Raw genomic sequence first — 12,673 nt, 5'->3', positions numbered from 1 at the left:
TGAACTCCTAGCCTTTGTCTGTCTGACCGTTTTCAGCGCCCTTGTCGGCAGCTACCGGCTCCGACGATTCCGCAGGTAACTCCGGCGGTGGAGGCGGGTTATCGATGAAGCTGGTTTCAATACCGGTGCGACGGCGCACCTCGACCAGCCAGTTGCCGACTTTGGGGTCATTACCCTTGGTGAGGAAGTCGTAGGCCTCGTAGTGAGGCTGGGCCAGTTCCGGTTGGTTCAGGTAAAGGTCATAGAGGATGGCGAGGTTCAGATGGGCACCCGGGAAATCCTTCCACAGCTCCAGCGCATCAACATAGGTTTGTCTGGCTCCGTCAAAATCACCCTGGCGACGCTGGTGCAGCGCCAGTGCCATGTATGCGTTGACGTTGTCAGGATTCACCTCAATGGCCTTACGGTAGGCAGCTTCGGCCCGTGGCGCGTTATCCCGTTTATCGGCAATTTCACCCAGCTTCACCCATGGCCCGGACAGGGTCGGAAAGTCCCTGGTCATTGCTTTGAATGCCTTGCGGGCTTCGCGATACTGTTCAGCAGCCATCAGCTTGCTGGCAGACTGAAAAGCAAGTCTCGCCTCCTGGGGAACGTCAGAGTCGCTGGAGGTATAGGGGTTCGGCTCAGCCCTGTATTCAATCTTCTCGCCTTCCGCGGTATACGCCTGTTGCGGCAGCGGAGCCCGGGCATCGGATTGCGTGGCCGGGCTGCCTGCCACCATTGGCTGAGACGCTTTGGTCTCATCCACGGTACTGTTGTCCTGGGGTTGCGGGAGCAGCGCGGCACAGCCGGACACCAGCAATATTCCCAGGATCCCAGCGGTACGTACGGAATTAACGGATACCTTCGCCATAAGCCACCTGTACTTCTTGCTTGTCGAATCGCGCCGGATTGAGCCTGGCCATGTCTGCAAAGCTCTTTTCCACCCAGCGGTTGAATATGCCGTTCCATGAGCGCTCGATATTCGCCTGGTGAAGCTCAATTGCGAGCTCCTCAAACGGTATCGCCTGTTCTTCCAGCACCAGTTCGTACTGCATTCTTTCCAGATCGCTCAGGCCCGCCGGCCGGGGCGCGTCCATCAGCTCCCGGGCGAACTGGCCATAGAGGTTGGCAATGTTGTAGCTGGCACGGGTTGTCTGTTCGAGCACACCGTATTCCGCCGCTTGCTGGTATCGGTCGAGGGCGTTCTTCAGCTTCTCGTTCTTGCGGGGAATGCTTTTGTTGAGCGGTGCCCGCAGCTTCACCCGGTCAAATTCAATGCGCCAGTAATCGCCGTACTCGTTGTTGGCCCAGGCCGCCAGCCAGGCCGAGCGGTCGGTCTGCCAGGAGCCGGGGGCCTCGTTGTGGCCATCGATCACCCGGCGCAGCCAGTAAAGGTGGCGATTGAGATCGTTGTGGCGCTTGTACAGGTAGGCCACGTGGTAGCGGGCTTCCATGCGGGTATCGAACGGCTCTTCGTAGTCAAATGCCCACTTTTTGAAGTACGCCAGGGCCTGCTGCTCCTCACCGGCCTGCTCGTAGAGTTCAGCCGCCAGGAATAGCGCATCACGCCGCTCTGCGGCACTGGCGTTGCTGTGGTAAATGGCTTCGTATTCCCTGGCGGCACTGGCCCAGCGCTCGTCCTGTTCGTAGGCGTAGGCGATCTTCTGTGGCAAAGATGCGGCGAGCTTGTGATTGGGAAACAGGCGACGCAGCTCATGCATTTCGGTCAACGCCCGGTCCCAGATTTCCAGTTTCATCAGGTAAGTGGCAGCATCAAACTGGGCAGCCACCCGCGCATCGGTGTTGGGGGCAACGGCCTTGATTCGAAGGAACTGGTCAATGGCAGCGGCCATGTCCTCGGCAGCCAGGGCCTGCTCACCCTGCTTGTAGATGGTGATGGCCATACGCTCGGTTACCTTGCCGGACTCTTCGCTGTCGGCCGGGATGTATTCCAGTTGCTTGCGGTAGCCCTGCTCCGCTGCAGCATAATCGCCCAGCTCATATTGGCTGTGTGCGATTACGCCATAGGCGGTGCGATTGAGGTCACGATCCACGGTGCCTGCGCCACTGACCACGCTGGTAGCCACTTCCAACGCCTTCTCGTAGCGGCCCAGCTCGAACAGCTCCTCCGAGGCCTTGGCAAGAACGGCACCGGAGCGCTCGTCCGCACGGTACTCCTGAACAAAGCGCAACTGGCTTTCCACCGCCTTGCTCCGCCATTCGGTCAGCTCCTCGCTCTGCTTCCCGGTGCTGGCAATAACCTGCTCCACCTGCTTCTGATAGGCCACAATGGCGGCATAACCGGCATCCGGACCGTATTCGGGGTGGCGGAACTCGTAGGCACTGCGCTCGTAGTCGACGATGGCCCCGGGGTAGTCTTCGCCGTCAAAAGCGGCTTCGGCGCGCATGTACACCATTTCCGGCACACGCGGGTCGTTCGGGAAGGTCTGTTCGTATTCGCTGTAGAAATCCGCCGCTTTGAGGAAGCTGGTGCGCTGCTCGCCGGCCATGGCAACGGCCTTTGAAGCCTTGACGCTGCCATCCGCCAGCTCCCGCTTCAGGCGTTGACCGGTAGCGTGGTAATGGCGGGCCAGTTCATCGATGTAGGTTTTCAGATTCGGCGTGACCTTGGCCTTGATGTCTGCCGGTTTGGTCTGCCAGAACTCCGAACGGATACCGTAGTTACGCACATAGCGTTCCTTCTCCGGCAACACCTGCTGGGAGAATTCGCCATCCACGTAGGCCCGGATCATTTCCGAATGCATTTCCGGCGCACGGTCGGAGTCCGGATTGCTCTCTACGAACGCCCGGAATGACGACGCGGAGTCTTCGTAACGTTCCTTTTCCAGGTAATGCTCACCCAGACTGGAGTACAGTATCCAGGTGTACTTGGCCGCCTCGGGGCGCCCCGTAAACATCGCGTCGATCTTGCCTGCGCCACCGGCATGGGCAAGCCCGACACTCATGATCCGAAGGGTGTCGTCCACCAGAGAGCGGTCCACGTTGCCCAGTTTTTCGACCTTGCCATCTTCCGGCACCAGGCGGTCGAGTACCCGCGAGAAGGACATCAGGCTGCGGTCGTAATCGCTCAATTTGTACCGCGCCCAGCCCAGCAGGTAATGGGAGTTGTTGAGGAACTCAGAGTCCCCGCCGATGGCCACTACTGCCTGGTAGGCCTGCTCTGCCTCCTCGTATTGCTCGTGGCGAAAATGGATATCGCCTTTGCGGAAATACACCTCCGATAGCCGCTCGGAGTCCGGATGATCCTCGATAAAACGATCGAGGATTTGCTGGGCCTCCCGGTCACGACCGTCCAGGTCGTAGGCCTTGGCCAGTTGATACATGGCTTCCGCGTTCTCGTCGGATCCGGGGTATTTCTCCAGGAGCTGATGGTAGGCGCTGATCGCCTCGGGGAAATAACCGTCGTCACCGGGCAGCACACCCAGCAGCTGGTGGTAGTCCCCCTCCAGCATGTACACGCTGGCAATCCGGCGTTCAATCTGTTCTTTGAGTTTGCGCTCTTCGACCACCTCCAGTAAGCGGCGGTATTCCTCCCGCACGTCGGCATGGCGCACACTTGGCAACGGGATATCGTTCAGTGCCCGGTCCTGGTCCTGCAGCCCGCTGATGGTTTGACCGCCATTGAAGGCGCCGCAGCCACCCAGTAACAATGCCAGCATTACTGCGCTATATCGCATCGTTATGCTCCCCAGTCTCCCCGCTTTCTTCCTGTGACTGCACACCGGCACTGTTGACGGTCGCCTCATCTGTCTCAGTGCCGTCCAACTCCAGTAGAGAGCGATCAAGAATGCGGACTTTCGCCAACTGGGCCTCGACCTGATAGTGCGTCAGCCGCTGTTCGTGGATATCGAGTTCGGTGGACACCAGAGTGAGCATCACGTCTTCAAGCTTTGTAATCAGTGCTTCGGTCTGCGCCACGTTCTCGTCAACCGCGGTCATCATGCGCTGGACTTTGGCTTCGTAGTCGCCGCCGCTGCTACCTGAGCCGCCACTTCGCAGACCAGCCAGGGCGGCCTGACTGCTCTTCACTTCGAAGGCCAGGCTGTCCAGCAACCATTGCACCTGCTCCCGCTGCCCGGGTTCCAGGCTGGCCACGCGGCTGGCCAAAGCATCATGGTCGGCCTTGATCTGACCTGCTGTTGCCGCCAGATGACTGAGTTGCTGTGTTCGATGGTCGTTCGCCAGGGATTGGCTGCGGGCCGCCAGAATGACATCGAAGTCATTTTGGCGGCTTTTCCAGGACTCCAGGTTGTTACGAATCGCGTAGAGATCGCGCAGATCCTTGAGCACTGACTGGAAACTGTGGTCGGACATCAGCTCCACCAGGAACGGCGACAGGTAATTGACCGAGACCGACGGTGCCCGCCCGAACCAGTCACTCTCCCCCAACACCTTGTCGAGGTTGCGAACAAACAGCTCCATGACGTCGGCGTCGGCCAGGGCGTTACGGGCCTGATCCAGCCAGTCCAATGCCTCGCCGAATTTATTGTCGGCGTCAATGAATCCTTGTGCAGCGCGGCCATCAAGCCCCATCTGCTCGTAAACGTGGGGCTTGAGCAGCAGTGCTTCCTGCACCTCCGGCAGGGCGATGGAACGACTGGCCAGGACCTCCAGCGGCCCCAGCGCATCCCGGAAGGCGCCGTCATTGACTGACTGCCAGCTGGCACCCAGAAGACCGCGATTGGAGTAGGCGCCGTGGGTGCGTATCTGGGAGAACTGCTGACGGGATTGTTCGTGCTCCCCCTCACGGGCGTGGAGGAAAGACAGCGCCATGCGGGCACGGTCTGCCAACCGGGACAGTTCCTCACTGTCGCCTTCGTATGACACCACGCGCTCCAGCGCCTCATAAGCAAGACCGGACTGCTGCTGATTGCCGTAGGCGATGCCCAGGTTGAAGAAAAAATAGGGAGCGTACGGGCTATCGCTATCGATGCTGGCAGTGACGCTGTCACTGGCCTCGAAGTAACCGAGTTTGACGTTCACCAGGGCGGCCAGGTAGCGGTATTCGGCGTCTAGCGACTCTGGCAACCGTCCCCGCACATTCGACAAATTGTGTGCGGCGCGCTCGGTGTCCCCACGCTGGTATTGCATTTTTCCCAGGTAGAACCAGGCCCGGTTACGGGCCTGGTCCGATACATTGCCCTCGGCCACCCGGGTAAAAATGTCCTCGGCCTGGACATCCAGCCCATAGGACAGACTGACACCACCCTTCAACAATTCCGGATAGGTGCCATGACCATGAATCCCGCCCTTTTCTTCTGCGTAAGCGTATTCCACCAGCGCACCGAAATAGTCCTGCTGGTAGAACTCATAGAGTATGGCACCGTACTTCAGGTCCTGGACCTGCTCGGCTGCCACGCCGTGCCCAGCCCCACCCAGCATTGCCGCCGTGGCGACGCCGACCGACAATAGCCGGCGCGTGCAGCGCTCCTTTCCTATCTCCCACATCCGCATCATAGGGTCACCATTCCCGGATGCTGAATTCGGGCTGCTGTCGGGCTTCCGAGTCTTCGATACTCAACTCGACGTATTTCGGACCGCTGGACTTAGTGACCGTGTGGGTGGTGCCCCGCTTATACTCACGCCCATTGGGGCCGGCACCAATGAAAAATGCGGAAACGGTATGCTCGCCAGGGCTGATATTGCCCAGATGCAGGCGGTGCATGCCACCTTTGGCGAGAGCTTCCCGCTCCTGGTCGCTGTACAGATAACTGGTGACGGTTTCACTGTCGACTTTAAGTTTGACGCCTTCGAGACGAAAGAACTCACCCACGTCCAGGGACAGGAAAACACTGAGCTGCGTATTGGCGGGGAATAACAGATCCTCTTCGAGTACCCGGAGGTCCTTGTTCAGCGCCACCACCGATTGCTTTAGACCCTGGATGTCCCGCGACAATTCATTGACCGCCTGCTGTGCCTGCTGGCGACTGTTGCGGATAGACATCGGAGTCTCGATGATCTGGTCTAGCGCCGCAGCAGGGGCGCGCTTACTGGCGTCTTCCGCCGCCAGTGCCTGGCCTGTCATCGGACACAGCACCGCCAGCATCATGGCAATAACCGCCCGATGCCGTACCGGCCTGACCCAATTGGCAAACTCTTGAACTGTAATCTTAGCCATGGTGCTCCTCCGCCAACTCTGATTCGATTCGCTGGCTACGACTGGAAACGGGGCACTGGCTTTTGAGGTTTCTGACTCTTGCCCGGGGAGCTCTTTTAACGGCCCTTGGTTCCCGATGGTCAGATTTCTTGTTCTGAAAATGCCATTCGTCAAATAACGTAAAATAACCTAGCACAGGCTCGCTACGATCTGCCCTACGCTTTTTCGCTCATGTTTCATTTCTGTGATTTCCCTCAAGTTTCCGGACAAACAGAGTTGCCCGATCCACACCGAAGGTTCAAAGTCCGCCGGCAAGTGGAATTTTTCTTCAACAAAAACAAATGTTTACATAATTTTACATTTTTTAACAAAGACTGGGCGGCTACAGATAACCATGAAGGGATGTACCGGCAATCAGCATTGCAGGCAGAAGATTCCCAGAGGCAGGCACTTGTCCTGTATGGCCTTTGCCATTGCGAGCCTGTTCTGGGCCGCCTCTTCGAGTGCGGCGGATCAGGACAGTGATGGCGTGGTGCTGTACGTTGTCGATCCATTCGTTGAGATGCATACGGCCCCGGGACGCGGATATCCGATATTCCATGTCATCGAGAAAGGCGAACAGGTCGAGATTCTCAAGCGCAAGACCAACTGGTACAAGGTCCGTACGCCGGCTGGAGAGGAAGGCTGGACCAAGGCCGCCCAACTTGGCCGCACACTGGCACCAACCGGTATACCCGCGGACCTGCCGGAAGTGAGCCATGGCGAGTACCTGGAGTCCAGTTGGAGGGTCGGTTTTACCGCCGGACGGTTCGAGGATTCCACTGCCTTCAGTCTTACCCTGGGCTACCGCCCTCTGAGCTGGGCCGGAATGGAAGTGGAGGCGGGCAAGATCTATAACCAGTCCGTCACCAGCGATTACTACGGCGCCAATCTCATCATCGAGCCGTTCCATCAATGGGACATCACTCCCTATGCCCTGGCGGGTGTCTCCCGCTTCTCCTTCGATGCCCGTCAGAAAATCCTGTTGAGCGATATCGGTGATGCTGACGCCATTAACTTTGGCGGGGGCGCCAGCTATTACATTGGCCGTAATTTCCTTATCCGGGCCGAGTACCGCGTCTACTCGGTTTCATCCAATTCAGACACCACAGGTTTAAGCGAATGGAAAATCGGATTGAACACTTTCTTTTGAGCCTGAAGGGCACTCGCACCGGGCTCGCTGCCCTGCTGCTGGCTGGTATCGGCAGCGCGCTGCCACTGAAGGCACTGGCTGAGGAAACTGAGGCTGATGACAAGCCAGCCCCGGTTCAGGTCATCGCCCCGGAGGTCCAGCCCCGAACCATCAAGGAAGCAGACATAGATGCCGAATTTTTCGAAGTTGGCGGCTTCGCCGGGCTGTTATCCATCGATAACTTCAGCACCGAACCCCTGATTGGTGTCAGTGCGGCCTTCCATGCCACCGAGGACTTCTTCATCCAGTTCAACTACGGTATGGCGGAAGCCGGCCTGACCTCTTTCGAAGAGCTCAGTGGCAGTAACGTCCGCCTGCTGAGCAGTTCGGACCGAGACTTTAACTATTATGATTTCCTGCTGGGCTACAATATTTTCCCGGGCGAGATCTTTTTCAGCGACACCCTGGCCTTCAACTCAGCCTTTTATCTGGTGGGGGGCGTCGGCAACACCGAGTTCGGCGGCGAAAACAACTTCACCACAACCTTCGGCACAGGATTCCGCGTGGTGCTGCTGGACTGGCTAACCGTTCATGTGGATTTCCGGGACCATATGTTCAAGAGTGACCTGATCCGGGAGGATCAATTGACTCATAACATCGAACTGTCATCCGGGTTAACCCTGTTCTTCTGATCCGGCGGCCACCCGGCCAAGGCGGGCCTACCCCGCCTCGCTTTCAGATCTCAGGCTGTCCCTCAGGTCCTCAAAAAACTCTTCAGAACGCTCGCGGATCTCCTGCAGCTTTTCCGCCCATTCCTCCCGATTGCGCTCAAAGGATTCGCTGCTCACTTCCGCAAGCCGCTGGCCAGTATCGGTCAGAGTGCGGGTCGCATTGGCCAGGGCTTCCAGTGTCGGGTCGGTCAGCTCTTCACTGCCGTTTTCCAGATCCTTCGCGGCCTGTTCCAGGGCTTTCCGGTCGGCTTCCGGAGCCTGGCGATTTTCTTCCAATGCCCGATTAACGGATTCCTCCAACTCTTCCATGTAGTCCCGGAGTACCTGACCGTATTCGTTGATGGCCTCGTCAGCGCGGCGGGCTACGTCGTTGGAGTAGGCCTCAAGCTCGCGGGCGAGGTCGTTCATGCGCCGCTCCATATCATCCGAAGACGAGGAGAAGCTTGCGGTGATGCGGTCGCTAATCTCACTGAGCTGTCCCATCAGACTACTGAAGGGGGACGGATTCATGATGGCTTCACCGGTACGTTCGTAATCCACCAGCCATTGCCCCTGCTGCTCGACAAGATACGTCATGACTTCCCGGCGTTCGTTGCCACCGGCGTTCTCCGCCGGCAACCGGGTAACGATGGAGGCCTCGGTACCATTGATCACCACGCGACCATAAGAGGGCACCACGTCAGCCCAGTCACGTTCATAAGCATCGAAACCAGAGTCACTGTTCAGAGTGGAATACTCGACCACGTCGCTGCTGTCGTTGTCGGCCATGGCCTGCCAGAAAGCAGCAGCCACGTCTTGCGGGGTATTGGGTTTACTGCAGGCAGACACCAGAATTGCCAGGGACACCCAGGCAAGGATTCTCAACACGGAGCGAAGCATTCAACAGGTCCTCTGAAAACTGAGCGGAATACCGATCATACACCGCTTACAGGTTGCAGGTCAGCTCCGCCAGTTCCTCATCAAATACCCGCTTGTTCTCACTGTAATCCACCGGCACATCCACCAAATGAACACCACCGGCGGACTGTGCGGCCTTCAGAATCGGCTTGAGGTCTTCCGTGCGGGTTACCCGGTGCCCGACAGCGCCATAGGCTTCCGCGTATTTCACGAAATCCGGGTTGCTGTAGTCCAGACCATAATCCGGAAAGCCCTCCTGGGACTGTTTCCACTTGATCATGCCGTAAGCGCTGTCATTGACAATCAGCACCACCAGGTTCAGCTTCAGGCGAACGGCGGTTTCCAGCTCCTGGCTGTTCATCATGAAACCACCGTCGCCGCACACCGCCATCACTTTCAGGTGGGGATATAGCATGGCAGCCATCATGGCGCTGGGCAGGCCCGCCCCCATGGACGCCAGGGCGTTGTCCAGCAGCACGGTATTGTTGTCATAGGCTGGGTAATTGCGCGCGAACCAGAGCTTGTACATGCCGTTGTCCAGAGCAATGATTCCGTCGTCAGGCATGACCTGCCGAACATCGTGGACAATGCGCTGGGGGATGATCGGAAAACGGGAGTCAGACTCGCCTGCGTGCACGTGCTCGTCCACGGCTGCCTTTACTTCCATAAAACGACTGAAGTCATGGCTGTCACAGGGGGGACAGTGTGCCGCAAGGTACTCCACGCTGTTAGCAATATCCCCGACCACTTCGTGCTGAGGGAAGTACACCGGGTCGACATCCGCCGCGCTGAAATTGACGTGGATAACCTGTTTGCCGCCGGGCTTCATAAAGAACGGTGGCTTCTCCACCACATCGTGGCCCACGTTGATCACCAGGTCGGCGTGGTCGATGGCGCAGTGCACGAAATCCCCTGAGGAGAGCGCCGCGTTGCCCAGGTATCGGGGATGCCGCTCATCCACCACGCCCTTACCCATCTGAGTGGTGAAGAACGGAATGTTGCTGGTATTGACCAGATGAATCAGCGCCTGAGACACCCGCTTACGGTTCGCGCCGGCACCGATCATGATCAGTGGGTGCTTCGCACGGTGAATCATCTCACAGGCTATTTCCAGGCTTTTGGTGCTGGCCGTCGGCCTGCGCGCATCGCTGGGCTGGAAAATGTGAATGTCCGGTTCTGTGATCTCGGCGGCAATGTCTTCGGGCAGCTCCAGATGAACCGCACCAGGGCGCTCCTCCGAGGCCAGGCGGAACGCTTCCCGGATCTTCGCCGGAATCGTATTGGCGTTGCTGATCTGTCGCGTGTACTTGGTCAACGGACGCATCAGGTCGACTACATCAAGGATCTGGAACAGGCCCTGTTTCGAGGATTTGATCGGCTTTTGCCCGGAGATCATCATCATGGGCATGGCACCCAGTTGGGCATAGGCGGCCGCAGTGACCAGATTGGTTGCCCCCGGGCCAAGAGTCGACAGGCAAACGCCAACCCGCCCGGTCAGTCGGCCATAGGTCGCCGCCATGAACCCGGCGGCCTGCTCATGACGGTTGAGAATCAGTTGAATATCGGACTCCCGCAACGCCTCCAGCAGGTCCAGATTCTCCTCACCGGGAACGGCGAATATGTACTTTACGCCTTCGTTCTCCAGCGCGCGCACAAAGATTTCCGCACCATTGAGGTTGTCTCTGGCCTTTACGGTCATACAGTCTCCTGATCCGAGGGGGCTGCTTGTGGGCCGCTTACGCTCCGGATTGTGGGGGCTCCGCCTGCAATGACGTATCAGCCGGCACCCGGTCGCGCCCCCAGCTGTTGTGCACCCGATCGATAACCCGTTGCAGCTCTTCTTCGTCAACTCGCGCCGGCTCGCCACGCTCCAGCGGATCGAAATGGAAGATATACAGGCGCGATGCAAACTGCTCGAGCGGCAGTGAGGCTTCGCCAAACCGCTCACCCTTGCGGGCCGTGCTTACCACCACGCCGTCCCCCCAGTTCTGACCACTGTCGTTGTTGGGGTTGAAGAAATACACCCGCATCACGTCTTCCGGGTCCAGGTTAACCCGCAGGATGGTAATGGCATGCCACCCGATAAACCGCGCGGCGCTGTCCGTGACAGCTATACCGGCCGGCTGCGGATGGATCAGCGGCTGATTACCATTGTAGTACGGATGGTAACTGGCATAGAAATGGCGCAGGAAGCCTTCGAGATCCTGAAGTTTACCGGTCCCCACATCCACATTGATGGCAAAACCACGGCCAGCAGACCAGCCATGGAATTCCGGGTTTACCCACTGGTGGGGATCCCCCGGGCGGCCAATACAAAGACGTCCCATCTCCGCGTAAATGCGGTCCAGATGCGGGACCACCACCAGCGACACAGGATCCAGGTCCAGGGTGAGCTCCGAAGCCACCCCGCCTCTACTCTCAGCGGACGAAACCGGCTGCCCCTCGAAATGCATGATGATTTCGTTATCCCGTGCCGCCCAGGCCACCATTTGCAACAGATAGTCGGGATCGTTGTACGCCCACATGGACAATGCCCGGGCCGACTGGCAGGTGGGATTATTACCCTGGCCAACCCCCAGGGGCTGGCCGAGCATATTCAGCACCCCCTGAATCAGCCAGGCTTTTGGTTGCGGAGAATATCCGTAAGCCAGCTGGATTCGCTCGCGTGCCTCGGGACAGATCGCCAGCAACGCCTGCCGCCACAGTGCCGGCGCAACCGGTGGCTGGTAGAGGATGCCCCGCTCCAGCATCAGCGCGAGGCCATACAATCCTTGAGCCGTCTCTGGAAACACGCCTTCAGTCACCAACACATGGACCAGCCCCCGGTAGCACATCAGGCAGTCACGCCCGGTACTGGAGAGCCCAAGCGCTTCGGTCAGCAGGGAGTCCTGTTTTTCCAGGGTGTATCGTACGAACGCGGCATGGTATGGGGACACCAGTCCGGTGTCGTGCATGGAACGGGCAAAGCCCGTGGCCTCACTCTGCAGTGCCACGGCGTCCATGGACTGGAGTCGCTCCTCGTAGACCGGGACGCCTGGGTCTTCGCGGCAGGCCTGGGTCGGACCATAAAGGCTGGAGATCAGGCGTTCCGCGCCCTGCCCGGCACCACCCAGGTCAATCGCCGGATCAGTCCGGCACAGGGCAATCTGGGTGATCATCCGCCGAACACTGGTGACCTGGATCGGGCGCTGCTGGAGAATGCGCCAGATTTCCTCAATCAGCCGGTCGATGACATGCTCGTAGCCAACCTCCCTGGCGACATGCCCGATCACGCCCCGGCTGATCAGTGCCAACTTACCCTGTTCACGCTCAGCCTCGCCGCCCTCACCGAACAGCAAGCTGAGATTAAGGGCCAGAACCTGAGTCAGGTAATGATGCGCCTGCTCCGCGGATACTGACGGATGCAGGTACTCCCCGGTTGCCACCGCCAATAACCGCAATTCACTGAGTGCTTCAATGATAACGGTGTCGGCATGGGGGCTTTGCAGGGAGCTGGTGGTCAGGTACGGCAAGAGTATGGCGGGGTCAGCCCAGTCAGTACCCAGGAAAACACCGGCATTCTCCAGCCTTTCCGCCCGCGCGACCACGGCTGCGCAGCCTTCCGGCTGCAGCAGCACCCGGCGGACAATATCTATCAGCCGGGGAAGCTTTGCAGGCTTGGCAAAGGGGCGGCTGTCTTCCAGCGCCTCAATCGCATCATCCAGTCTCTGTATCAGCTTTTCAAAGTTGACGGCCGATACAGAGCTGCCAGCGTCGGAGTCGCTCAAACTGTCT

9 protein-coding genes are annotated in these 12,673 nt (G+C 58.7%); 2 read left to right on the top strand and 7 right to left on the bottom strand.

Annotation, left to right across the window (positions count from 1 at the left end; genetic code table 11):
* Positions 1-7: 7 nt before the first annotated feature.
* Genes Q0Y21_RS01150 through Q0Y21_RS01135 form a run of 4 tightly spaced genes read right to left on the bottom strand, consistent with a single transcriptional unit; the run spans position 8 to position 6,121 of the window.
* The gene (locus tag Q0Y21_RS01150) at positions 8-853 is read right to left on the bottom strand and encodes a tetratricopeptide repeat protein (RefSeq protein WP_297790736.1); all 846 of its coding nucleotides are present in this window, start codon (positions 851-853) and stop codon (positions 8-10) included.
* Positions 834-3,680 carry a tetratricopeptide repeat protein gene (locus tag Q0Y21_RS01145; RefSeq protein ID WP_297790734.1) on the bottom strand — a complete coding sequence of 949 codons (2,847 nt, stop codon included), beginning with the start codon at positions 3,678-3,680 and terminating at the stop codon, positions 834-836. Before Q0Y21_RS01145 ends, Q0Y21_RS01150 begins: the two co-directional genes overlap by 20 nt.
* Positions 3,670-5,460: a hypothetical protein gene (locus tag Q0Y21_RS01140; protein ID WP_297790732.1), complete on the bottom strand. Its 1,791-nt coding sequence runs from the start codon at positions 5,458-5,460 to the stop codon at positions 3,670-3,672. The genes Q0Y21_RS01145 and Q0Y21_RS01140 overlap by 11 nt, the downstream gene beginning before the upstream one ends.
* A 4-nt stretch (positions 5,461-5,464) precedes the next feature.
* Positions 5,465-6,121, bottom strand: coding sequence for an AraC family transcriptional regulator (locus Q0Y21_RS01135; RefSeq protein ID WP_297790730.1), 657 nt, complete (start codon positions 6,119-6,121; stop codon positions 5,465-5,467).
* 439 nt (positions 6,122-6,560) lie between these two features.
* Here Q0Y21_RS01135 and Q0Y21_RS01130 point away from each other — a divergent pair, with 439 nt between their 5' ends.
* Entirely contained in the window at positions 6,561-7,292 is a 732-nt protein-coding gene (locus Q0Y21_RS01130) for an SH3 domain-containing protein (protein WP_297790728.1), read from the top strand.
* Positions 7,262-7,963, top strand: a complete 702-nt coding sequence (locus Q0Y21_RS01125) for an outer membrane beta-barrel domain-containing protein (RefSeq protein ID WP_297790726.1) — start codon at positions 7,262-7,264, stop codon at positions 7,961-7,963. Before Q0Y21_RS01130 ends, Q0Y21_RS01125 begins: the two co-directional genes overlap by 31 nt.
* 27 nt (positions 7,964-7,990) lie before the next feature.
* Here Q0Y21_RS01125 and Q0Y21_RS01120 read toward each other — a convergent pair whose 3' ends face one another.
* From Q0Y21_RS01120 to Q0Y21_RS01110, 3 genes are read right to left on the bottom strand one after another with little or no spacing between them, the layout of a single operon-like run.
* Positions 7,991-8,881: a hypothetical protein gene (locus Q0Y21_RS01120; RefSeq protein WP_297790724.1), complete on the bottom strand. Its 891-nt coding sequence runs from the start codon at positions 8,879-8,881 to the stop codon at positions 7,991-7,993.
* Positions 8,882-8,927: 46 nt separating this feature from the next.
* Complete coding sequence (locus tag Q0Y21_RS01115; protein WP_297790721.1) at positions 8,928-10,598, bottom strand: acetolactate synthase large subunit; 1,671 nt, start codon at positions 10,596-10,598, stop codon at positions 8,928-8,930.
* A 37-nt stretch (positions 10,599-10,635) separates the two neighbouring features.
* Complete coding sequence (locus Q0Y21_RS01110) at positions 10,636-12,666, bottom strand: hypothetical protein (protein WP_297790719.1); 2,031 nt, start codon at positions 12,664-12,666, stop codon at positions 10,636-10,638.
* Positions 12,667-12,673: the final 7 nt, after the last annotated feature.

The organism is uncultured Marinobacter sp., assembly GCF_947259545.1.
Lineage (GTDB): Bacteria > Pseudomonadota > Gammaproteobacteria > Pseudomonadales > Oleiphilaceae > Marinobacter.
Note: the sequence above shows the minus strand (reverse complement) of the source record. Positions and strands in the feature narration are given on the sequence as shown.